Origin of the sequence: Halobacterium litoreum (genome assembly GCF_021233415.1) — an archaeon.
Lineage (GTDB): Archaea > Halobacteriota > Halobacteria > Halobacteriales > Halobacteriaceae > Halobacterium > Halobacterium litoreum.
Window position 1 is genome coordinate 110,755 of record NZ_CP089466.1, and the last position, 20,877, is coordinate 131,631.

General features: G+C 69.6%; 21 protein-coding genes. 9 read left to right on the forward strand and 12 right to left on the reverse strand.

The features are described 5' to 3' along the window. Nucleotides 1-92 precede the first annotated feature (92 nt). From LT972_RS00610 to LT972_RS00620, 3 genes are read right to left on the reverse strand one after another with little or no spacing between them, the layout of a single operon-like run. Nucleotides 93-497 (reverse strand): CopG family transcriptional regulator, encoded by a 405-nt coding sequence (locus LT972_RS00610; RefSeq protein WP_232571254.1) that lies wholly within the window; start codon nt 495-497, stop codon nt 93-95. A 50-nt stretch (nt 498-547) separates the two neighbouring features. Next, nucleotides 548-1,141, reverse strand: a complete 594-nt coding sequence (locus tag LT972_RS00615; protein ID WP_232571255.1) for an RPA family protein — start codon at nt 1,139-1,141, stop codon at nt 548-550. Nucleotide 1,142: 1 nt separating this feature from the next. Then, the gene (locus LT972_RS00620; RefSeq protein WP_232571256.1) at nt 1,143-2,072 is read right to left on the reverse strand and encodes a replication factor A; all 930 of its coding nucleotides are present in this window, start codon (nt 2,070-2,072) and stop codon (nt 1,143-1,145) included. Between the two features lie 171 nt (nt 2,073-2,243). On the opposite strand from LT972_RS00620, the gene LT972_RS00625 reads away from it, so the two are divergent. Then, nucleotides 2,244-3,236, forward strand: coding sequence for a mannose-1-phosphate guanylyltransferase (locus LT972_RS00625; RefSeq protein WP_232571257.1), 993 nt, complete (start codon nt 2,244-2,246; stop codon nt 3,234-3,236). Here LT972_RS00625 and LT972_RS00630 read toward each other — a convergent pair. Continuing rightward, on the reverse strand, nt 3,228-3,887 hold the full coding sequence (locus LT972_RS00630) for a Dph6-related ATP pyrophosphatase (RefSeq protein WP_232571258.1): 660 nt from the start codon (nt 3,885-3,887) through the stop codon (nt 3,228-3,230). The genes LT972_RS00625 and LT972_RS00630 overlap by 9 nt on opposite strands. Next, the gene (locus tag LT972_RS00635) at nt 3,884-4,360 is read right to left on the reverse strand and encodes a Tfx family DNA-binding protein (RefSeq protein WP_232571259.1); all 477 of its coding nucleotides are present in this window, start codon (nt 4,358-4,360) and stop codon (nt 3,884-3,886) included. The genes LT972_RS00630 and LT972_RS00635 overlap by 4 nt, the downstream gene beginning before the upstream one ends. Before the next feature lie 120 nt (nt 4,361-4,480). Between LT972_RS00635 and LT972_RS00640 the strand changes: the two genes are divergently transcribed. Beyond that, on the forward strand, nt 4,481-6,541 hold the full coding sequence (locus LT972_RS00640; protein ID WP_232571260.1) for a hypothetical protein: 2,061 nt from the start codon (nt 4,481-4,483) through the stop codon (nt 6,539-6,541). On the opposite strand, the gene LT972_RS00645 is transcribed toward LT972_RS00640, so the two are convergent. Further along, on the reverse strand, nt 6,538-6,993 hold the full coding sequence (locus LT972_RS00645) for a TRAM domain-containing protein (RefSeq protein WP_232571261.1): 456 nt from the start codon (nt 6,991-6,993) through the stop codon (nt 6,538-6,540). The two genes, LT972_RS00640 and LT972_RS00645, sit on opposite strands and share 4 nt — an antisense overlap. Nucleotides 6,994-7,134: 141 nt before the next feature. Between LT972_RS00645 and LT972_RS00650 the strand changes: the two genes are divergently transcribed. The 3 genes from LT972_RS00650 to LT972_RS00660 all read left to right on the forward strand — a co-directional run bounded on the left by LT972_RS00650 (nt 7,135) and on the right by LT972_RS00660 (nt 10,001). Next, the gene (locus LT972_RS00650; RefSeq protein ID WP_232571262.1) at nt 7,135-9,426 is read left to right on the forward strand and encodes a DUF2298 domain-containing protein; all 2,292 of its coding nucleotides are present in this window, start codon (nt 7,135-7,137) and stop codon (nt 9,424-9,426) included. A gap of 89 nt (nt 9,427-9,515) precedes the next feature. Then, nucleotides 9,516-9,779 (forward strand): hypothetical protein, encoded by a 264-nt coding sequence (locus LT972_RS00655; RefSeq protein ID WP_232571263.1) that lies wholly within the window; start codon nt 9,516-9,518, stop codon nt 9,777-9,779. 30 nt (nt 9,780-9,809) lie between these two features. After that, nucleotides 9,810-10,001, forward strand: coding sequence for a hypothetical protein (locus LT972_RS00660; protein ID WP_232571264.1), 192 nt, complete (start codon nt 9,810-9,812; stop codon nt 9,999-10,001). A 70-nt stretch (nt 10,002-10,071) separates the two neighbouring features. Here LT972_RS00660 and LT972_RS00665 read toward each other — a convergent pair whose 3' ends face one another. Next, nucleotides 10,072-11,067 carry a radical SAM protein gene (locus LT972_RS00665; protein WP_232571265.1) on the reverse strand — a complete coding sequence of 332 codons (996 nt, stop codon included), beginning with the start codon at nt 11,065-11,067 and terminating at the stop codon, nt 10,072-10,074. Nucleotides 11,068-11,505: 438 nt separating this feature from the next. Here LT972_RS00665 and LT972_RS00670 point away from each other — a divergent pair, with 438 nt between their 5' ends. Then, nucleotides 11,506-12,810 (forward strand): MFS transporter, encoded by a 1,305-nt coding sequence (locus tag LT972_RS00670; protein ID WP_232571266.1) that lies wholly within the window; start codon nt 11,506-11,508, stop codon nt 12,808-12,810. A gap of 78 nt (nt 12,811-12,888) precedes the next feature. Continuing rightward, nucleotides 12,889-13,974, forward strand: coding sequence for a DUF373 family protein (locus LT972_RS00675; RefSeq protein ID WP_232571267.1), 1,086 nt, complete (start codon nt 12,889-12,891; stop codon nt 13,972-13,974). Here the strand turns inward: LT972_RS00675 and LT972_RS00680 are convergent. Further along, entirely contained in the window at nt 13,971-14,870 is a 900-nt protein-coding gene (locus LT972_RS00680; protein WP_232571268.1) for a polyprenyl synthetase family protein, read from the reverse strand. The two genes, LT972_RS00675 and LT972_RS00680, sit on opposite strands and share 4 nt — an antisense overlap. A gap of 88 nt (nt 14,871-14,958) precedes the next feature. Continuing rightward, the gene (locus LT972_RS00685) at nt 14,959-15,525 is read right to left on the reverse strand and encodes a hypothetical protein (RefSeq protein ID WP_232571269.1); all 567 of its coding nucleotides are present in this window, start codon (nt 15,523-15,525) and stop codon (nt 14,959-14,961) included. Nucleotides 15,526-15,704: 179 nt separating this feature from the next. On the opposite strand from LT972_RS00685, the gene LT972_RS00690 reads away from it, so the two are divergent. Further along, entirely contained in the window at nt 15,705-16,505 is an 801-nt protein-coding gene (locus LT972_RS00690; RefSeq protein WP_232571270.1) for a DNA polymerase sliding clamp, read from the forward strand. Between the two features lie 95 nt (nt 16,506-16,600). Here the strand turns inward: LT972_RS00690 and LT972_RS00695 are convergent, their stop codons facing one another. The 3 genes from LT972_RS00695 to LT972_RS00705 form a co-directional block, all read right to left on the reverse strand. Further along, the gene (locus LT972_RS00695) at nt 16,601-17,569 is read right to left on the reverse strand and encodes an electron transfer flavoprotein subunit alpha/FixB family protein (protein ID WP_232571271.1); all 969 of its coding nucleotides are present in this window, start codon (nt 17,567-17,569) and stop codon (nt 16,601-16,603) included. Beyond that, nucleotides 17,566-18,366: an electron transfer flavoprotein subunit beta/FixA family protein gene (locus tag LT972_RS00700; protein ID WP_232571272.1), complete on the reverse strand. Its 801-nt coding sequence runs from the start codon at nt 18,364-18,366 to the stop codon at nt 17,566-17,568. Before LT972_RS00700 ends, LT972_RS00695 begins: the two co-directional genes overlap by 4 nt. A gap of 66 nt (nt 18,367-18,432) precedes the next feature. Continuing rightward, nucleotides 18,433-19,554, reverse strand: a complete 1,122-nt coding sequence (locus LT972_RS00705) for a helix-turn-helix transcriptional regulator (RefSeq protein ID WP_232571273.1) — start codon at nt 19,552-19,554, stop codon at nt 18,433-18,435. A gap of 110 nt (nt 19,555-19,664) precedes the next feature. On the opposite strand from LT972_RS00705, the gene LT972_RS00710 reads away from it, so the two are divergent. Further along, nucleotides 19,665-20,867, forward strand: coding sequence for a DUF7096 domain-containing protein (locus tag LT972_RS00710; RefSeq protein ID WP_232571274.1), 1,203 nt, complete (start codon nt 19,665-19,667; stop codon nt 20,865-20,867). Nucleotides 20,868-20,877 lie beyond the last annotated feature (10 nt).

The following is a 20,877-nucleotide window of genomic DNA, read 5'->3' on the forward strand; positions in this document are numbered from 1 at the left end:
CCGTGGACCCTCGGTGTGACTGAACCATCACGCGCTCCCGTTTCTGGTTCTCCGACAAAAGCGTTCCCGAGGTGCGGGACGGACTCCCACGCCTACCCGAGTTGGTACGGTTCGTCCTCGTCGTCGCCGTCCAGTTCTTCGAGGTGGATGACCTCCTCGACGTCCGCATCCTCGTCCAGTTGGTCCCGCAGGTGGTCGATGTACGCCTTGTGCTCCTCCAGTTGGTCGCGGAGGTGCTGGGCCTCCAGTTCGAGGCGCTCGTGCTCGCGCACGAAACTCTTGGGCACCTCGACCTTCGGCGGGAACTCCTCGCCGTCGGTCGCCTCGGGCTCGTTCTCGGGGACGACCCGCACCCGCCCGTCGTGGGCGACCAGCGAGTCGACGTAGTCCCGGAAGACGGCCGACAGCGAGAGGTCGCGCTCCTCGGCGATGTCCCGGAGCGCGTCGAACGTGTCCTCGTTCACGCGGAACGAGATGGTCTTGTTCTTGTTCCCCATCTGCTCGCTAGCCCCTCGTGAACGCAGAATATTAAGGGTTTGTCAGACGGTCACGCGTCCGGCGCGTCCGGCGCGTCCGCCACGTCGAAGTCCTCTAAGGCTTCGAGGACTGCCCGCCGGTACGCGGACACGTCCTCGCCGTACTCGGCGCGGGCGCGCTCGGCGTACTCGTTGCCCTCCTCGTCGAAGGCCTCGAGGCGCTCCATCGTGCGCTCGGCCGTCTCCACGACCCAGCGGTCGCGGGTCGCCTCGTCGACTTCGGTGATGGACTCCGGCCGCAGGGAGACGTTCACGGACCCGTCGTCGGTCTCGAAGGTCCGCGGCTTTCCGACCACGGAGACGTACTGGGGCGTCTCGGCGTCCCGGAGCGCCGACGCGGCGTCCGGCTGGTACTGTCCGGCGTACACGAAGAACGTCCCGGTCGGGTCGACCACGCGACCCCGCCAGTACTCGGAGTCGTCGCCGATGTCCTCGGTCTCGGTGAGCGTGCCGGCGACGAACACGCGGTTCGCGGACTCGCCGGTCGGCAACAGCGCGTACAGCGGCGCGCGCTCGTCGTCTGACTCCTTGAACGTGAACTCGGCGTCGTTGAACTCGCTGGCGAAGACGCGGCGAGCGACCTCGCGGGTGGGTGCGTTGCTCATTTCACATCGACCTCGCTTTGATGAGGACGGCTTCCGGGTCGGCCGGACTGTCGAGTTGTTCGGTCTCGTTCGCGAGCACGTACCGCCCGAACGTCGGGCCGGTGACGTGGTAGTAGCGCCCGAGGACCGTCGCGCGCATCTCGTCCGCGACGACGGTGGTGTCGAGGGCGTCCTTGGCCATCTGCTTGGCTTCCTCCAGGCCGATACCGGTGAGGGCTTCGGTGGCTTCCTCGTCGAAGATGACCTCGTGGACGTCCTCGCCGTCGTCGAGCACGCCCTTGATGCGGAGGTCGAACTCGCCCTCTACCTCGCCGTGCTCGGAGCAGCGGCCGTTCTGGAGGACGCGCGTGCAGTCCTCCTCGGGACAGCGCTTGATGAGCCCGCTCCCGGACTGGATGTCCACGAGCGCGCCCTCGACTTCGTCCTCGTTGTCGCCGACGTCGAACTCTTCGTCGACCTCCTCGATGGTGGTCGTCTTGTTGAGTTTCACGGAGTACCGGCCCTGGTACTCGTCGGTGACGACGTTCCCGAGGCGGTAGGTCTTGCCTTCCTCCAGATTCTCGAGGTCGGATTTGGCCCACTTCGTGAACTTGATGGTGCCGGTCGGGTCGCCGAGCAGGCCGACCTGCCCGACGGAGTCCGAGCGCGGCTCCCAGAGTTCGACGACCTTCGCAGTGATGTCGACCCACTGTTCGGGTTCGTCCACGTCCTCGACTTCGACGGTCTCGTTCCCGCCGCCGCCGAGGTCCTCGCGGTCGAGGCCGGCTTCGTCGAGGTAGTGATTCTCGACGCTGCGCTGCGCCTCGTCTACCGGGACCTTGTACTCAGTAACTAGTTTCTCGAGCCGTGCTTCAACGTCGTCGACAGATGCGTCGACGTGCTCCGAGAGGTCGTCGTGTACCTCCTGAGCAGTGTCTGAAAGGTCGCTCATGGTCGTATCCGTCTCCGCGTGTGTTTCGATGGGAGACGTATCGGGATTGGTGCGCTACCGTATTTAAATTGTCGCGTCCGGAGTGAAAGTGAAACTGGGCGCCGTCGGAGACAGCCTTACGAGCGCCCGCGTCGAACGCTCCGGCGTGACCCGAATCCGAGGTGGCGGCGCGTGACCCGCACCGCGGCCGTCCTGCTCGCCGGCGGCACCGGCACCCGACTCTACCCCGCGAGTCGCGAAGACCGCCCGAAGCAGTTCCTCGCGCTCGGCGACGACGACCGCAGCCTCCTCCGGCGCACCGCAGACCGCGCCGGCTTCGCGGACGATCTGTTCGTCGTCACCCGGGACGCGTACGCCGACCGCGTGCGCGATGAAGTCCCGGAAGCGACTGTCCTCGTCGAACCCGAGGGGAAGGACACGGGGCCCGCGCTCGCCTACGCCGCGAGTCGCGTGGCCGACGACGCGCCGGACGCGACGATGCTCTGTCTCCCGAGCGACCACGTGGTCGGCGACGGCTTCCGCGAGACCGCCGAGACCGCCGTCGACGTGGCCGAACGCACCGGCGCGCTGGTGACACTCGGCGTCGAACCCGACCGCCCGGCCACCGGCTACGGCTACGTCGAACCGGGCGCCGACCGCGGCGACCACTTCGAGGTCGCGCAGTTCCGCGAGAAACCCGACGAGAGCGAGGCCGAGCGCCTGCTCGCACGCGACTGCCTGTGGAACGCGGGGATGTTCACGTGGACGCCCGAGGCCTTCCTCGACGCCGCCCGCGCCGGCCCACTGGCGCCCGTGGTGTCCGCACTCGAAACCGGGGGCGTCGCAGATGCGTTCGCGCGCGCCGACCCCGTGAGCGTGGACTACGCGGTGTTAGAGCGCGCCGGCGACGTGCGCGTCGTGCCCGCCGGCTTCGACTGGGACGACGTGGGCGCGTGGGACGCGCTCGAACGCCTGCTCGACGGCGAGAACGCGGTCCTCGGCGACGCCGCGACCGTCGACGCGTCGGGGAATGTGCTCGCCAGCGACGACAAACACGTCTCGGTCGTCGGCGCGAACGACCTCGTCGTCGCGGCGTTCGACGACCGCGTGCTCGTCGTCCCGAAAGACGACGCCCAGCGCGTCCGCGAACTCGTGGCCGAGTTGCGGGAGCAGGGCCTATTCTAACTCGCAGTAGTGGAACGTTCCGCCGCCGACCGTCTTCGTCACGCGCTCTGCGGGTTCGACGGCCACGCGCTGGTCGAACCCGGGGCCGTCCCTGACGAACGTGTGGAACTCCCCGTGCTCGCCGCAGGGGTCGACGCCGTCGGGCAGGTCGTCGAGGAACGATTCGTCGAACGCGCGGCCCGCGAACGACGCGTCGAGCGCGTCGTCGTCGACGCACACTACCACAGCGTCGAAGTCGGCGGCGAACTCGCGGGCCAACGCCTCGGTGTCTCGGCCCCACAGCGGGAACGCGCCCGACAGCGCGCCCCCGTCGAGGTTCGCCTCGCGGTACGCGCGAATGTCCTCCAGAAACAGGTCCGCGAACGCCACTGTGTCGATGCCTTCGCTCGCCATCGCCTCGTGTGCCTCCCGCATCCGTCGCTCGTAGGCGTCGTTGCCAACGTCAGCGGGCAGTTCCACGACCCGGAGCGCGAGCCCGAGCGCGTCGGCTTGGGCCTCGTGGTGTTCGCGTCGCACGCCGTGCATCGACGACCGCTGGACGTCCTCCCTGACGGTCGTCAGGAGTTCGGCGACCTCCCGGTCGGGGTCGGCCCGGAGTTCCCGGAGCGCCACCGCGCAGTCCTTCCCGCCGCTCCACGACACCGCAATCATTCGTCGTCGGGCGCCGCCCGCACCCGGAGGTCGCCGTCCGCGTCCACGGTGAGCAACAGGCGCGTCGACACCTCGCGGTCGGCCACCGCGTCCTCGCCGACCTCGCTCACGCGTTTCATCACCTCGGGCGCCGACAGCGACACCGCGACGTTCGCGTCGTCCGCGGCGTCGTAGACGGCGTCGGGCACGTCGTAGAGGTCGGTGCCCGCCTCGACGGTCACGTGCACGGGCGCTCGCAGCGCGTCGGCGAACGCGACCGTCTCGCGGGCCTTCCGCACGTTCGCTCGCGCGCTCGACTCCACCTTCGAGATGTTCGCGCGGGACGTCCCGAGGCGGTCCGCGATGTCGGCCTGTGGCACGTCGCGCTCCCGGAGCGCCAACACCTCCGCCTGCCGGCGCGTCAGCACGCTCTCCGCCGCGTCGAACCCGACCTTCGAGAGGAGCGCGTCCGCGTCCGGCGCGTCGCCGTTCATGCCAGCGACCACGCCACCGGCCGGCAAAAACCTCCCGGCGACCCGACGACAGAACGTTTTTGCTCGCCCGCGGGAACGGTTTTCTATGCACCGACGGCCCGCTGTCGGGGGCGGTGGGACGTGACCGTCGAGTTCGAACCACTCGACGGCGACGACGGACTCAGGGTTCGGGACACCACCGAAGGAGAGCAGTTCGAACTCCGCGCCGACCGCGCCCTCGACCCCGAGCCGGCGTCCCCCGACGAGTTCGCGATGCCCGTGGACAGCGCCGTCGCCGTCGAAGCCGGGGAAATTCACTTCCCGGGACTCCTCCCGGCGATATTCATGGAGGGCGGCGACGTCGTCCACCAGACCGAGGACGCCGAGTCGAGCGAGCGCCTGTCGCGTGGCACCTACGAAGTCGACGTGTCGCCGCCCGCCGCCAAGGTGTTCGTGAAAGTGTGTGACGGCACGGTCGCCGCCCGGTACGCCGACGACCACGTCTACATCGACGCCGACCCCTCGACGCGCCTCGTCGTCGGCGTGCGCTCTCACCACGAGAGCCCGGAGGCGACGGTCACCGTCACCGACGACCCCCGCGACCTGATGGCCGCCGTCTCGACGTTCGGGTCCGCGCTCAAGTCCCACACGCCAGACCGGTCGTGGCCGACGCTCCGCGGCCACCCGCCGACGGTTCGGCGCGGCGACGAACTCGACGTGCCGGACGCCGTCGCACCACCGGACACCGGCGTCACCGTCGAGGTACCGCCGGAGTACGGCGCCGTCTACACCGTCGCGCCGCTCGCGTACTACCTCGGCGCGACCGTCGAACCCGGCCCCAAGCCACGTCTCCGCGCGGCCGGCGCCGTCCGCGAGTTCGACCCCGACGCGCTCGCCGCCGACGTCCGGACCTGTCTCGGACACCTGTTCGCGCTCGACGGCGTCGTGCGCTCGGTCGGCGTCTACCCGTTCCGCCACGAGCAGGCCGAGACCTTCGACGACCGCACCGAGGTCGACTACGAACACCTCTTCGACCTGCCGCTGGACGAACGCACCGCGGCGTACCTCGACGTGCCGCGGTACGCGACCGACGGCCTCGTCGACTGGCACCTCACCGCCGACGTCGCCGACGAACCCCAGACGGCGCCGACGCTCCCGTACCTCGTGGACGAACTCGCGTTGATTCGGAGTCCGCCGCCGACTCCCCGCCCGGCGACGCGCTCGCCGGAACCGGACGCGCTCTCGCGCTCCGCGGCCCAGACCGCGACCGCCAGCCAGTCGACCGCGCCGACCGAAGTCGTCGTCCCGTCGCCCGCCGACACGCCGGGGCACGCGTGGGTCGCCGACGGGTTCGCCGTCGACGCCGCTTCCCCCACCGTCGGGTCGTTCCAACGGGCCGCCGACTGGCCGCAGGGCGACGGCCCGCTGGACGTACACGTCGTCTACAACGACACCCGCATCGACGACCCGGACGAGACGCCCTACGACTCCCACCCGATGTCCGAGACGGACGTCACCGTCTCCCGGTCGCTCACCACGACCGAACTCCGGGACGTCCTCCACGAGGACACCGACTTCCTGCACTTCGTCGGCCACGTCACCGACTACGGCATGGTCTGCCCGGACGGCACGCTCGACCTGCGCACGCTCGCCAGCACGGGCGTCGGCGCGTTCTTTCTCAACGGCTGTCGCTCCTACGAACAGGGACACGCGCTCCTCACGGCCGGGAGCGCCGCCGGCATCGTCACCGTCGACGACGTGGCCGACGCGACGGCCAGCGCCGTCGGGCACTACGCCGCGATGCTCCTTGACGCGGGCTTCCCGATGTACGCGACGCTCGACTCTCTCCGGTACAGCGGCGTCGACACCGAACGCTACACGCTCCTCGGTGACCCGACACTCGCACTCAGACGCGCGGTGTCCGGTAGCCCGCAACTGTACGAGTTCGACACGTCGCAGGCGACGGGCGACGACGCCGTCCCCGTGACCGTCCACGAGTACCCCGACAACGACGCAAACCTCGGCGGATTCTGGACGACGAACCCTACGGAAGCGGGGAATCGCCTCTACTCCGCGGCCGTGGACCGACAGGAGATTCTCCTCGAATCAATCGAGAACGAACTCAAGAATCCACCGCTCCCGACACTCGTCGACGGGACACTCAAACTCAGCGACGAAATCGACCTCGGCGACTTCTCCTAGTTCCCCCAGAAGTTCTCGCGGCTGCCGAGGCGCTCGGACGTCTCGCTGCCCTCGCTTTCCTGCTCCTCGTCCTCGTCTTCCTCGTCGTCGTCCGCGGCCTCCTCGTCGTCGGGTTCCTCCGGCAACTTCTCGATGAGGTCGGCGCGCGCGTAGTTCGGTTTCACCTTCGTCACTTCGGCTTTCACGCGGGCCGGCGGCAGGACGCCGTCGACCATCACGATGAAGCCACTCTCCTCCTGTCGGCCGACGCCCGCGCCGCTCTCGTGCATGTCGTCGACCTCCAGAACGACCTCCTCGCCGGGCACCACGGGCGCGGTCTTCAGGTCCTCGATGGGCTGATTGTAGTGGTTACACCACTCCATCCCGCCGCGGTCGCCGTAGTGCTGACACCCCATCCCCTCTATCTGTTCCTGAAAGCTGGGGCAGTCGTCGGCGAGTGGACAGTCGGCCATACGGGCCGTTACTGGCCGGCGGTCTAAACCCTTGCGGCACGCTCACACCGGAACGCGGACGGTTCCCGCCGCGGACGCCGCTACCGTGCCACCAACCTGATGCAGAAAACACATACCTCCCGGCGGCGGACTCGTGGCCGAATGGAGTACCTGCTCGCCGCGTACTGGCTCGTGGCGACGCTCGCGTTCGCCGCCGCCGTCGTCCCCCTGTGTGCGCGCCTCTTCAGCGGGTTCCCCGACAGCGGCGCGGGCCTCGCGCCCGGCGTCGCGTTCGCCGCGCTCGCGCTCGCCGCGTACTGGCTCGGCCGCCTCCACTGGGGGTGGAGCGTCGCCGTCGCCAGCGCGTTCCTCGTCGTTGCCGTCGGCGTGTTCGCCGGCCGCGACGCCGACCTCCCGGACGCGCGAGCGCTCGCGGGACCGACCGCCGTCTTCCTCGCCGCGTTCGCGTTCTTCGTCGCGGTGCGCGCCGTCGACCCCGCCGCCCACCCCGGCGGCGGCGAGAAGTTCCTCGACTTCGGGCTGTTGCGCGCGCTCACGCTCGACCACAGCCTCCCGCCCGAGGACATCTGGTTCGCCGGGGAGCCCGTGCGCTACTACTACGGCGGCATCCTCTCGGTCGCCGCGTTCACCGAACTCACGGGCGTCGCGCCGGCCCACGCCTACAACCTCGGACTGGCGACGTTCTACGCCGGCCTCGCGTCGGGCGCGTACTCGCTGGGCGCCGCCATCGCCGACCACCGCGGGCGCTCCCCGGTGCTGGCGGGCGCCCTCGTCGTCGCGTTCGTCTGCCTCGGCGGGTTCGTCGCGACGCCGTTCCGCCTGCTCCTCGGATTCCTGCCCGAGGCGTTCGCCCGCGAGCACTTCGCGTGGGCGTGGGCCGGCATCCGCATCGGCGACCCGTTCGCGCACGCCACCACGCTCTCGGAGTGGCCGTACTGGATCGGCCGATACGTCGTCCCCTCGACCATCACCGTGACGCCGTTCTGGGCGTACCTGAACGGCGACCTGCACGCCCACGTCCTCGCGCCGACGCTCCTCCTGCCGGGCGTCGGCGTCGCGTTCGCCGCGTACCGCGCGACCGACCGCCGTCGCCGCCTCGCGCTCCTGTTCGGCGCGCTCCCCGTCGTCGCCGGCGCGCTCGCCATCACGAGCACGTGGAGTCTCCCCACCGTCGCCGGCGTCGGCTTCCTCGCCGTCGCGCTCGCCGACGCCCACCCCGCCGCCTCGCTCCCCGAACGACTCCGGGGGCGCGTCCCGAGACGCGGCGCGCTCGGCGAACTCTCCCGGTACGGCCTCGCAGTCGCCGTCGGCGCGTTCGTCGCGCTCGCCGGCCTCGCCTTTGCCGCGCCGTTCGTGCTGTTCTACGCGCCCGACAACGGCGGCGTCGGCTTCCTCCCGCCGCGCAGTCCGTTCCCCGCCTACCTCCTCGTCTGGGGTGGGTTTGTCGCCGCGTTCGCCGCGCACTTCGCTCGCAGAGTCGGCCTCGGCGCCCTCCGGACTGCCGGCGTCCTGCTCGCGTGGGGCGTCGCGCTCGCCGCCAGCACGCTCCTCGACGCCGGGTCGCTCGCGCTCCTGTTGCCCGTCATCGCCGTCGGGTGGTACCTGCGACGCAGGAACCGCGCCGGGTTCGCCGCCCTGCTCGCCGTCGCCGGCGCCGGCCTGCTCGTCGCCGTCGAACTCGCGTACGCCAAGGTGTGGCCGTACGACCCCGACGCAATCCGGTGGAACACCGTCTACAAGGTGTCGATGCAGGCGAGTGTGCTGTGGGGCGTCGGCGCTGGCGTCGCTGCCGCCAGCCTCCTCGAACCGCTCCGCGAGCGCCTGCGCGCGCTCGTCGGTGACGGCGCCGTGCGCTTCTCGACCACCGACGCTGCGAGCGCGCTCGTCGCCGTCCTCGTCGTTACCGCCTCCCTCACCTTCCCCGCCGTCGCGCTCACCGGGCACTTCGGCGACCCCGTGGTCGAACCGAAGCGCGCGACGACGGACGCCACCCAGTTCGTGGAGACGTGGCACCCCGAGGAAGCCGACGCCTTCCAGTGGCTCCGAACGAACACCGACGGCCAGCCGACGATGGTCACCGCCGTCGGCGACCCCATCTACCAGTGGGTGAGCGCGCCGTCGGTGTTCACCGGTCTCCCCACCGTCGTCGGGTGGGAACACGAGGCCGGCTACCGGGGGACCGACGCGTTCCGCGACCGCGCGACCGACGTCGAGTTCATCTACCGGGGCGACCGCGCCACGCGAGCGCTGCTCTACGACAAGTACGACGTCGAGTACGTCTACTACGGGCCGGTCGAGCGCGAGCGCTACCCGGACGCCGAGTTCGGCGGCCCCGGCGTCCGCGAGGTCTACGCGAACGACGCGGTCACCGTCTACCGCGTCGACGCCGACGAGGCCTGCGCCGCCACCGACCTCGATTGCTACGACGACTGACAGCGCGGTAACCACTCCGCGGCCACGCTGTCCGTACGCCGAACTACGTTGTCCCTACGCCCAACACCGTCGCTCGCGTACGAACGCGCATGGCGAACCTCCCGTCCCCGAGCGTTGTCGAGACCGAGGGCGAGTACATCCACGTGCGCTTTCGCGACCCCGACCAGTTCGACCAGATACGCACCCCGGAGTGGGCCGACCGCGTCTCCGACTCCGTCTCGAAAGGGAGCGAAGTCCGGATGGGGCGACGCGGCGACGACTGGGTCGTCCAGTCGATTCTCGTCGACAAGCACGTCGGCGAGTCGAAGGCCCGCGAGCAGGCCGAGGAGATACTCCGGAAGATAGAGGCGTAGTCGCGCGCCCTGCGAACCCCCGCAACCGTGATGAACCACGACGACGACGCTCCGACCGTGACCGACGGCGAACCCGACCCGGACGACCCGCTGTCCGCGCTCTCCCCGTCTAACACCCCCAGCATTCCGGGGAGCGGCCGCAAGTGGTTCGCCATCCTCGTGTCGCTTTTGTTGCTCTCCGGGGGGCTGTACGCGTTCGCGATGCTGTTGCTCTCGCTGTGAGGGCTGCCTGCTCGGGGTCTGGCTCGTGGTGCTCGCCGTTCGCGCCGCAAAAATCTACGCTAAAAAACAGCTACGCCAGCGGCGTTCGCTCGACGACTTGGCCGTCGTAGGTCGGGTACTGCTCCACGATTTCGCCCTGACTCACGTCGCCGTCCTCTATCATCTCTTCGAGGAGCCACCACGCGACCTCGACGTGGTCGGACTTCACGGTGTAGAACTCCTCGGGGACGCCGAGTTCGCGGATGCGCTCGGGGCTGACCGTCGTCTTCCCGTAGACGAGCGTGCCGTCGTCCGTGACCTCGTCGAACTCCCGGCGGACGTTCCGCGCCATCCGCTTCAATCGGGAGCGGTGCTGGGCGGCGTCCTTGAACACGGACGTGCAGAAGTACACCTTCTCGTGGTCGGCCATCTCTTCCAGAATCGCGTCCTTCGAGCCGTCCACCGCGCTCATGTGGTTCTCCTGGAGTTCGTAGCCGGCCTCCTGCATGCGCTCGTAGTTCCCCTGACTCATCTCGAACTCGTTGACGTTACAGAAGTCGGCGGCGCCCTCGTCGAGGAAGTCGAGGAACTCCTGCTCGGCGCGGATGCCCGGAATCTCGAAGGCGGGCGTCAGGCCCTCCTCTCGCGCGATGTAGAGGATGTCCTCCCACTCGGTGCCGTGGAGGTCGCCCCACTGCTCGTAGGGCGGGTGGAACCGAATCTCGTCCAGACCTGCCTCCGACAGGCGGCGCATGTTCTCGCGGCCGCCCGTAATTCCGGTGTAGAGGTGCGTGTGGTGGTCCTCGCCGAACTCGTCTTTGAGCAGGCGGAGGTACCGACAGGTCTTGTCCATCACTTCCTGTGGCTCCCCGCCCGTGATGGAGGTGCCGAGCGCGTCCATCAGTTTCGCCTCCTCGACGATGTCCGAGTCCTCCTCGACCGGACGCTCGTTGGCGTACACCTGCTGGACGTTCTTCCGGTTCTCGCCGAGCGGGCAGTAAAAGCAGTCGCGCTGGTCGCAGTAACCGTAGACGAAGAGGACCATCTTCCCTCCTTTCGCGCACTGCTCACAGCCCTTGGAAATCATTCGTGGCCAATTCGTACTGCTCGAAGCCTCAAAAAGCGTGCGAAACGGCGTCCGTGTCGATAGTGTTCGGATTCGTGGCGTCCCGCTTCGGATACCACCTCGAAAGCCCCGAGGTGCTGCGGTCGCGGGGCTCGCTGCGCGCGCTCACCTTGTTCGCGTGCTTGCGTCGCCCGGCTTTCCGCAGCACCTCGCCCCTTTCAGTCCCACCCTCGACCGGTTGGTCAGCCGGCATCGGGTGGGACTGAAAGGGGCTGCTCGCTCGCGCTTGTGTGGTCGTCTCGGTGGCCGCTATCGCGAACGCAGTGAGCGATATGCCAGCGAGCGACCGCGAGCGAGCAGGGGCTTTCGAGGTGGTAGTGACAGTTCCATCACCTCGAACTATGGGCGTATCATCTACTGGCGACTGACCTTTATCGGGCGGCGCGTGGACGTACCGGTATGGACGACGCGAGCCGACGCCGCGCGCTGTTCGCCGTGCTCGCGGTCGTGTTCGTGGACCTCGTCGGGTTCGGCGTCGTCATCCCCGTCCTCCCCTTTTACACGCGGTTCTTCGGCGGCGACGAACTCGTCATCGGCCTGCTCGCGGCGTCGTACTCGCTGATGCAGTTCGTCGGCGCGCCCGTCCTCGGCACGCTGTCGGACCGCCGCGGCCGCCGCCCCGTCATCCTCGTCTCCGTCGCCGGGAGCGCGCTCGCGTGGACGGTGTTCGGATTCGCCACCGGCCTCGCGTGGCTGTTCGCGTCCCGCCTGCTCGCCGGCGCGATGGGCGGGAACGTCGCCGCCGCGCAGGCCTACGTCGCCGACATCACGCCCGAGGACGACCGGACGCGCGCGCTCGGCCTCGTCGGCGCGGCGTTCGGCCTCGGCTTCATCGTCGGGCCGTCGCTCGGCGCGGTGCTCTCGTTTGACCCCGTGGTCGCCGCCGTCGCCCGCCTCGCGCCCGACTGGCTCCCGATTTCGCGGTTCTCGCTGCCCGCGTTCGGCGCCGCCGTCCTCGCGCTCGCGAACCTCGCGCTCGCCTACCGCTACCTCCCCGAGACGCGCCGCGTCGCCACCGCCGGCGTCGCCGAGACGACGCCGCTCGCGGACCTCCGCGCCGCGGCGAGTGCGCCCGCGCTCAGGGGCCTGCTCGTCGCCTTCTTCGCGCTGTCGTTCGCGTTCTCCGGCGTCCAAATCATGTTCATCCCGTTCGTCGCCGACGTCTACGACTACGGCACCACGCAGAGCGCGCTGTTGCTCGCGTACATCGGCGTGCTCTCCGTGCTCGTACAGGGCGTCTTCGTCGGGCGGTTCACCGACCGCGTCGGCGAGGCGCGCGCCACCGTCTTCGGGGTGTCCGTCCTCGTCGCCGCCGTCGCCGCGCTTCCCGTCGCCCCCGAACTCGGGCGTGCGCTCCTCCCGTTCGTCACTGCCGGCGCGCTCGGCCCCGAACTCGCCGCCCTGCTCGCCGTGCTCGTCGCGCTCGCGCTCGGCAACGGCGTGTTGAACGTCACGCTCGTCGCGCTCGTCTCCCGGCGCGCGAGCGCCGACCTGCAGGGCTCCGCGTTCGGCGTCACGCAGTCGGCGGGCAGTCTCGCCCGTACCGTCGGGCCCGTCGTCATGGGCGGCGCGTACGCCACCGTCGGCTACTGGGCGCCGTTCGCGCTCGGCGCGCTCACCCTCCTGCCCGTCGTCGCCATCACGCGCCGCCTCGCCCGCGACGACGCCGACTACCGACTCACGGACCCCGGCCACGTCAGGTGATTCGGTCGCGGTGGGCGTTCGTCCGGTTCCGTCGCCGCGCCCGAAAACAAAAATAGCCCGCCCGCCTAGGTCGAGTAGATGCTGCTGGTGCTGTGCGTGGACCTCGACGACGACCTCGGGCGCAAGACCGGCGTCCCGACGCCCGTGGTCGGCCGCAACGAGGTCGAACACGCCGCCGTCTCGCTCGCGGAGGCCGACCCCGAGGACAGCGACGTGAACGTCCTCTTCGAGGGCGTCCACCTCCACGACAAGTACAGCAGCGACGAGGACGTCGAGGTCGCCGCCGTCACCGGGGTCGAGCGCGGCGACGTCGCCGCGAACCGCAAGGTCGGCCGGGAGGTCGACGAGGTGCTCGCGTCCATTCGCACCGACGACCCCGTCCGCGCCGTCGTCGTCACCGACGGCGCGCAGGACGAGTCCGTCGTCCCGGTCATCCGGTCGCGGGTGCCCATCGACGCCGTCAAGCGCGTCGTCGTCAGGCAGGCCCAGGACCTCGAGTCGATGTACTACACGCTCAAGCAGGTGATGAACGACCCCGAGACGCGGGGCACGATTCTGGTCCCACTCGGGATTCTGCTGCTCATCTACCCGCTGGCGGTGCTCGCGGACTTCTTCGGGCTGCCGGGCGCGGTGCTGGGCGTGTCCTCCGCAGCGGTCGGACTGTACGCGCTGTTCCGCGGGCTCGGCCTCGAACGCGTCGTCGACGAGACCGTCGAGCGCGTGCGCTCCAGTCTCTACACGGGCCGCGTGACGCTCATCACGTACGTCGTCGCCGCCGCGCTGCTCGTCATCGGCGGCGTCGAGGGCGTCACCGAACTCCAGGCGGTGCGGGACGCGACCGACGGCGCGCTCGCGCCGTCGACAGTCGTCGCGGCGCTCATCTTCGGCGCCGTCCGGTGGTTCGCCGCCGCCGGCCTCACGACGAGTCTCGGACAGGTGACCGACGAGTATCTCGCCGACCGGTTCCGGTGGCGGTACCTGAACGCGCCGTTCTACGTGCTCTCCATCGCCGCCGTGCTCCACACGCTCTCGGGGTTCTTCCTCGACTACGTGACGCTCACCGAACTCGCGGCGGTGCTGACAGTCGGGACGCTGGTGAGCGTGCTGTCGACGCTGACGTTCGCCGTCGTCGAGTCCTACCGCGGGCAGGCGGAGGCCGCCTAGCGCTCCCGCGAGACGACGAACTCCGCGAGATATTCGAGGTAGTCCCGGGCCTCGCCCTCTGGGAGATTCAGGCTGTCCAGCGCTTCCAGCGCCCGGTCTGACTCCGCGACCGCGAGGTCGTTCAGTTCCTCGGGCGACTGGTCGGTGACGCGCACGATGCTCGGGCGGTCCATCTCCTCGTCGATGCCCGCCGGCTTCCCCAACGCCTCGCTGTCCGCGGTGGCGTCCAGCACGTCGTCCCGAATCTGGAACGCGACGCCGACGCGCTCGGCGTACTCGCCGAGCGTCTCCACGGTGCGGCCGTCGGCGTCCGCCGCGACCGCGCCGAGCTCGGCGGCCGCGCGGAACAGCGCGCCCGTCTTCCGGCGCGCCAACTCCATGTACTCCGCTTCGGTCTCGGGGCGGTCGACCAACTCGATGGCCTCGCCCTCCCCGAGGTCGACGAGCGCGTCGGTGACACACTCCATCGCCCGCGGTTCCCGCGAGAACAGCGCGAACGCCTCGCCGAGCAGGCCGTTCGAGGCGACGATGGCGGGCCCGTAGTCGAACTCCGCCCACGCCGACGGCGTCCCCCGACGCACCTCCGACTGGTCGATGATGTCGTCGACGACGAGGGAGGCGTTGTGTACGAGTTCGACGCCGACCGCGAAGTCGAGGGCGTCCTCACCATCCTCGGAGAGTGCCACCTGCTGGCGGGCCGTGGACGCCGCCGGCGTCTCCCAGACGTCGCCGCCGGCGGCCTCGCAGACGAGGACGGTGAGCGTCGGCCGCACGCGCTTCCCGCCCGCGAGCACGACGTGTTCGAGTTCCTCGCCGAGTTCCGCGGGCTCGACCGCGCCGACGGTCTCCGCGATGCGGTCCTCGATTGCGGCGCGACGCGCCTCCACGTACTCCATTACCCCCGACTCGGGGATTCGCGTGGATATATGTGACGGGACTCCGCGGCGAGGGGCGCCGCCGGCCCGCCAGCGCGCCGTTCTCGGGTCAGAACTCCGTGACCTTCGACTGGACGCGCCCGTCGTCCACGTCGCTCGCGCGGGACTCCCCGAGCAGGTCCGCGAGTTCGTCCCGGCTCACGTCGTCGCTCTCGTAGAGGAACGCGATTTCCGTCAGCGACAGCGACTCGCCGTCTTCGACTTTCTCGCGGAGGTGGTCGGCGTCGAGCGCGTGGAACGTCACGTCGTAGTCGACGGCCGCCGCGCGGTCGTTGGCGGCCTCGGCGAGGTTCACGCCCTCGCGGAGCACCGTCTCGAAGTCGAGGTCCGTGTGCTCCAGCCCCGAGTAGAGGAAGGCGAGGTGGGAGACGAACGCGTCGAAGGCCTCGGTGCCGTCGCTCTCGCTCGCGCGCTTCCCGAACACCAACTCGGCGTCCCGGTCTTCGAGGTGTTCGACGAGCACCTCGAAGTCGAGCAGCGCGTCGTAGACGCGGTCTCTGATGCGAGCGCGGGCGTTCCGCTCGGACTGTACGCTTCCCAGTTCTCGGTCGCCGCGGAGAAACGCGCGGTCGGCCTCGGTGAGCACGCCGCGGTCCCGCTTGTCCGAATCAGACATAATCGCTTTCGAGTTACGTAAAACGGAACATGGATATAAAAATAACTTAAACTGAATTATCTACTGCGTCTCGTGTCTGATTACCTGAACAACGCTTAAGGAGCGGTCGGAACTGTCCGGTGACACGCGCCGCCCCGCCGCGGCGCTCGCTCGCGCTCGCGGCGGCCGCGTCACCACCCATGACAGAGACGACCCACCCCGCGACCGACGCCCAGTCACCGACCGACCCCGCGTTCGACGCCATCGCCGACAGCGACACGCTCGCCACCGCCCTGGACGCGCTCGCCGTGCTCGTCGACGAGTGCGTCGTGCGCGTCGAACCCGACGGCCTCGCCGTCGACGCGATGGACCCCGCCACCGTCGGCATGGTCTCGCTCTCGCTCGGCGCCGACGCCTTCGACGCCTACGACGCCCCCGACGCCGGCCTCCGCCTCGGCATCCCCCTCGACCGCCTCCGGGACGTGGTCGGTATCGCCGACGCCGGCCAACCGGTCCGCCTCGCGTTCGACGCCGAAAGCCGGATGCTCCACGTGCGCGTCGGCGAACTCGCGTACACGCTCGCCTGCATCGACCCCGACGCCGTCCGCTCCCCGCCGGACCGCATCGACCTCGCGGAACAGTACACCGCCTCGGCCACCCTCGACGGCGCCGGGTTCGCGCGCGCCGTCGACGCCGCCGACATGGTCGCCGACCACCTCGCGCTCGGCACCGACGCCGACGCCCTCTACGTCCGCGCCGACGGCGACACCGACTCGGTCGAAGTCGACTTCCCCGGCGAGGACTGCGCCGCCATCGACCCCGGCCCCGCCCACTCGCTGTTCTCCCTCCAGTACCTCGCGTCCGTCGCCGACGCGCTCCCGTCCGACCGCGACGTCGACCTCCGATTCGGCGAGGAAGCGCCCATCGAGGCCGGTTTCGACATCGCGGAGGGCGACGGCCACGTCACGTTCGTCGTCTCCCCGAGAATGACGGTGAATTAGCGATTCGCGTGACCGTCTCGTAGCCGTCGCTGTTCGGCGCGAAAAACAAAAATCGAATCTGCGAACCGCGGCCTGCGGCCGCGGACGTTACCGGTTTAGACGCTCGGGGGTTCGCCGCCGAACTCCTCGATGAGCGCGGGCACCACGTCGAACAGGTCGCCGACGACGCCGTAGTCCGCGATGTCGAAGATGGGCGCGTTCGGGTCCGTGTTCACCGCGATGATGGTGTCCGCGCCCTTCATCCCGGCGACGTGCTGGACCGCGCCCGAGATACCGATGGCGAGGTAGACGTCCGGCGTCACCTGTTTGCCGGACTGGCCGACCTGCCGGTTCTTCGGGAGCCAGCCGTTGTCGACGATGGGTCGCGACGAGGAGAGCGTCGCGCCCGTCGCCTCGACGAGCGCCTCGACGAGTTCGAGGTTCTCCTCTTCCTCGATGCCGCGACCGATGGACACGAGGAAGTTCGCCTCGCTGATGTCGACGTCGCCGCCGCCGACCTCCTCGAAGCCCTTCACGGTGGAGCCGACTGCGTCCTCGTCGACGTCGAAGTCGAACGCCGAGACGTCGGCGTCGCCGACGCCTTCGGCGGCCGGCCACTCGCCGCTGCGCACGGACGCCACGAACGGGCCCTCGGTGACCTCGACGGTCGTCTCGACCTTCGACCCGTACATCTCGCGGGTGACTTCGAGCGTGCCGTCGTAGTCCAGACCGACCGCGTCAGAAGCGTACGAGCGCCCGAGTCGCGTCGCCACGGCGGGCGCGTAGTCGAGGCCGTTCACGCTGTTCGGGACGAGCAGGAACTCCGCGCCGAGGTCCTCGGTGAGCGCGGTGACGGCCTGCGCGTACACGTCGTGGTTGAACTCCTCGCCGTACTCGACGGTGTGAATCTGGTCGACGCCCTCGCGGTTCAGGTCGTCCGCGAACTCCTCGACGTTCCCGGAGATGACGGCCGCGTGCAGGTCGGTGCCGACGGCGTCCGCGAGTTCGCGGCCCGCGGTCAGCAACTCGAAGGACACGTCCCGCAGGTCGCCGCGCCGGTGGTCGGCGATCGTGAGAACCGTCATTCGCCGACCACCCCCTTCTCGCGGAGCACGTCAGCCAACTTCGACGCCTGCTCGTCGGCGTCGCCGTCGAGGAACTGCGCGTCGCTTTCGGTCTCCGGCTCGTACATCGCGGTCACGTCCAGACTGGACTCGACGACCGACGCGTCGAGCCCGAGGTCGTCGAGGCTCTGGGGCTTGATTTCCTTCGACTGGGCCTGCCGGATACCGCGCAGGCTCGCGTACCGCGGCTCGTTGATACCCGTCTGGATGGTGAGCACCGCCGGGAGGTCGACGTCGGTGAGTTCCTCGACGCCGCCCTCCAGTTCGCGGCGCACGGACGCGACGCCCTCGTCGAGCACCTTCTCGGTGTCGAGCGCGTTCACGACCGCCGCCCACTGGAAGCCGATTTCCTCGGCGAGCGCGACGCCCGTCGCGCCGAAGGAGTCGTCGTTGGCCTGCACGCCCGACAGCACGAGGTCGGGGTCCTCGGCTTCCACGACCGCGCCGAGCAGTTCGGCCTTCGTCTCCACGTCGAGCAGTTCGACGTCCTCGATGGCGTCGTCCCACACGCGGACCGCGCGGTCCGCGCCCTTCGCGAGCGCCATCCGAATCGTCTCGTCGGCGCGCTCCGGGCCGATGGTGACCGCGACGACTTCCACGTCGTCGCCGGCCTCGGCCAACTGGACGCCCTCCTCGACGGCGTAGTCGTCCCACTCGTTGAGGTCGTAGTCGAGATACGTCTCCTCGATTTCGGTTCCGGAAATCTCGAAGTCGTCCTCGACGGTGGCCACCTCCTTGACGGTGACGAGAACCTTCATCACTCCGTGAATCGCGTGCGCCGGAGGTAAACGTTTTCGGAACCGCTGGAGCGACGCGCGGAGTTTCTACTCGTCGCCGACGCCCTCGCCCGGCAGCGAGATGAGGTTCTCGCGCCCGATGCGGAGCTTCTCGATGCGACCCTCGTCGTCCATCGAGGACAGCAGTTGCGAGACCTTCGCCGTCGACCACCGCGTCTCCTCCACGATCTTCGACTGCTTCATCCGGCCGTCGTGCTCGCGCAACAACCGCTCGACGCGCTCCTCGTCGCTCAACAACTCGGGGTCGACGCCGCCCCCGCCGTCGCCAGAGTCCGCGTCGCTCGGCCCGTCGGCGGTCGCGCTACCGGCCGCGCCGGCGTCGGCAGTCGCCACACTCCCGTCGGTCGCCGCCTGTCCGTCACCGCCCGCCGACTCGTCGCTCCCGTCGCGCTCGAACCACGCGTCGGACCCGTTCCGGGCGTACATCCACGCGAACACGCCACCGACCACGAGCGCCAGACCGCCCAGTCCGACGACCAACAACACGCCCGCACCGACGCCGCCCGGTCCGCTCCCGGACGCCGACTCGGTGAACACCAGCGTCGGGTCGTCCTCCTCGAACGCCTGCGGACCACGCCACTGATACGCGCCGTCGGTCACGCTCGTGTCCGGGCTGATGGTGTTCTGCTCGTACCCCTCGGGCGGCCGCACCGTGAGCGTCTGTCCCGCCTTCAGGTCGCCGAACCACGACCCGGAGAAGCCGTCGACGGTCAGCGTCTCGTTTGTCACCTGCGAGAAGTTCGTCCACGTGAACCGCAGTGAGAGCACGCCCGTGGAGTTGTTCGCGCTCTCGACGGTCGTCGCCGTGTACTCCTCGTTTCGAATCGCCATCTCCCGGCCGACCTCGTCGCTCACGTCCGGCGCGACGGCGCGGAACACGTCGATCGAGAAGCCGCTGTTCCGGTCGCCGGACTTGAACTCGCGCGCGAGGTCGTCGAACGCCGCCGTGTCGTTCTCGTCCTCCAGCGCGTACCGCGCGGACACGTTCCAGTGTGCGTCCCCGTCCGGCTGGAGTTCCACCGTGATGTGGACGCCCTCCTTCTCGAGTGCGTCCTGTGTCGACTGCGCCGTGCTATCGGTGGCTCCGACGGCTCCAGCCAGCGGCGCGACGACAAGACAGACGGCGACGAGGAGGGCGGCCTGCCGCATACATCCTTCCGTCCAGCCCGCTCGGGCAAAGTATTTTCCATCCACACACGTTCTCGCGGCGCGGGCGAATCTCCGCATCGTTTTTTACGCGGCCCCCCGAAGCACGCTCCATGTCTCGCGCCCGCCCCGCGCTCGCTGTCCTCCTCCTCACCGTCGCCACGGTGGCCGTCGGCCTCGCAGCCGGCGGCGCGGTTACGGCGCCCGTTCAACCCGCGGACGACCCCGTCGTCGGCACCAGTGAGAACACGTCTCGGGTCCTCCTGCTGACGCGGGCAGACGCGGCGCAGTTCGACACCGCCACACCGACAGTCACGAACGCCCTCGAAGCCGGCCACGCCAACCTCGACACGTCCTTCCAGCGACACCGCATCGAGGCGCGCCTCGACGCGGCCGACACGCCCGAAGCACGCGGTGAAATCCTGGAGAACGCGACAGACGACGTCGCCCGACGCGTGGCGCAACTCCGCGAGCAGGAACGTGACGCCCGCGCCGAATTCGCGAACGGACAACTCACCGCTCGACAGTACCTCGTGACGCTCGGCACGCTCCACGCCGAAGCCGAGACGCTCGAAACCTACCTCGGACGTCCGTCGAGCGAAGGGACGCTGTACACGTACGCCCGACCCGGCGGCGGCACGCGGTCCCGAATCAGCCGGCTGCGAGCCCAACTCGCGACCCTCCAGGGACCGGTCCGCGAACAACTCGCTGGCGTCGTCGTCGGCGACCGTCCCGCGACGCGCGTCCACGTCTCGGTCGGAAACGGCGTGATGCTGTCGACGCTCCGCGGGTCCCAGTACGTCCGGGAGTCGTTCCGACCGGACAACCTCGACGAGGACGTCACGAGTCAGGTGCCGCCCACTCGCGACATCGTCACGTCCCACTACCCGTGGGTCTGGAACAACTCGGGCGGCCCGTCCACGACGCTCCTCGAAGGGTACGCGTTCCAGTGGAGCGCCGACCACAATCAGGGTCGTGTCGTGGCGTTCGTCGACATGACGACCGAGCAGGTGTACGTCGAACGCCAGTGGAAGTCGCTCCTGCAGGTCGACGCCCCGTACGAGGCGCGGTCGTCCGCGGATAACACGACGCTGCTCGTCTCCCGGACGTACGCCGGCGGCCCGGTCCAGATTCGCGTCGAGAACGCGTCCGGCGCGCCGGTCGACGCGACAGTCGCGTTGAACGGGACGGGTGTCGGACGCACCGGCGAGGACGGCCAACTGTGGACGCTCAGCCCCGCCAGCGAGTACCCCGTCTCCGTCACTCACGACGGCACATCGCTCGACGTGAACGTGACGGCGCGCCCCGCGCCCTGACCGTCGCGAA

Excerpts from the sequence above, each read along its gene's own strand:
- LT972_RS00610 (WP_232571254.1), bottom strand. The coding sequence starts at position 497 with ATGGGGAACAAGAACAAGACCATCTCGTTCCGCGTGAACGAGGACACG.
- LT972_RS00615 (WP_232571255.1), bottom strand. The coding sequence starts at position 1,141 with ATGAGCAACGCACCCACCCGCGAGGTCGCTCGCCGCGTCTTCGCCAGC.
- LT972_RS00620 (WP_232571256.1), bottom strand. The coding sequence starts at position 2,072 with ATGAGCGACCTTTCAGACACTGCTCAGGAGGTACACGACGACCTCTCG.
- LT972_RS00630 (WP_232571258.1), bottom strand. The coding sequence starts at position 3,887 with ATGATTGCGGTGTCGTGGAGCGGCGGGAAGGACTGCGCGGTGGCGCTC.
- LT972_RS00635 (WP_232571259.1), bottom strand. The coding sequence starts at position 4,360 with ATGAACGGCGACGCGCCGGACGCGGACGCGCTCCTCTCGAAGGTCGGG.
- LT972_RS00645 (WP_232571261.1), bottom strand. The coding sequence starts at position 6,993 with ATGGCCGACTGTCCACTCGCCGACGACTGCCCCAGCTTTCAGGAACAG.
- LT972_RS00650 (WP_232571262.1), top strand. The coding sequence starts at position 7,135 with ATGGAGTACCTGCTCGCCGCGTACTGGCTCGTGGCGACGCTCGCGTTC.
- LT972_RS00655 (WP_232571263.1), top strand. The coding sequence starts at position 9,516 with ATGGCGAACCTCCCGTCCCCGAGCGTTGTCGAGACCGAGGGCGAGTAC.
- LT972_RS00660 (WP_232571264.1), top strand. The coding sequence starts at position 9,810 with ATGAACCACGACGACGACGCTCCGACCGTGACCGACGGCGAACCCGAC.
- LT972_RS00665 (WP_232571265.1), bottom strand. The coding sequence starts at position 11,067 with ATGATTTCCAAGGGCTGTGAGCAGTGCGCGAAAGGAGGGAAGATGGTC.
- LT972_RS00670 (WP_232571266.1), top strand. The coding sequence starts at position 11,506 with ATGGACGACGCGAGCCGACGCCGCGCGCTGTTCGCCGTGCTCGCGGTC.
- LT972_RS00675 (WP_232571267.1), top strand. The coding sequence starts at position 12,889 with ATGCTGCTGGTGCTGTGCGTGGACCTCGACGACGACCTCGGGCGCAAG.
- LT972_RS00680 (WP_232571268.1), bottom strand. The coding sequence starts at position 14,870 with ATGGAGTACGTGGAGGCGCGTCGCGCCGCAATCGAGGACCGCATCGCG.
- LT972_RS00685 (WP_232571269.1), bottom strand. The coding sequence starts at position 15,525 with ATGTCTGATTCGGACAAGCGGGACCGCGGCGTGCTCACCGAGGCCGAC.
- LT972_RS00690 (WP_232571270.1), top strand. The coding sequence starts at position 15,705 with ATGACAGAGACGACCCACCCCGCGACCGACGCCCAGTCACCGACCGAC.
- LT972_RS00695 (WP_232571271.1), bottom strand. The coding sequence starts at position 17,569 with ATGACGGTTCTCACGATCGCCGACCACCGGCGCGGCGACCTGCGGGAC.
- LT972_RS00700 (WP_232571272.1), bottom strand. The coding sequence starts at position 18,366 with ATGAAGGTTCTCGTCACCGTCAAGGAGGTGGCCACCGTCGAGGACGAC.
- LT972_RS00705 (WP_232571273.1), bottom strand. The coding sequence starts at position 19,554 with ATGCGGCAGGCCGCCCTCCTCGTCGCCGTCTGTCTTGTCGTCGCGCCG.
- LT972_RS00710 (WP_232571274.1), top strand. The coding sequence starts at position 19,665 with ATGTCTCGCGCCCGCCCCGCGCTCGCTGTCCTCCTCCTCACCGTCGCC.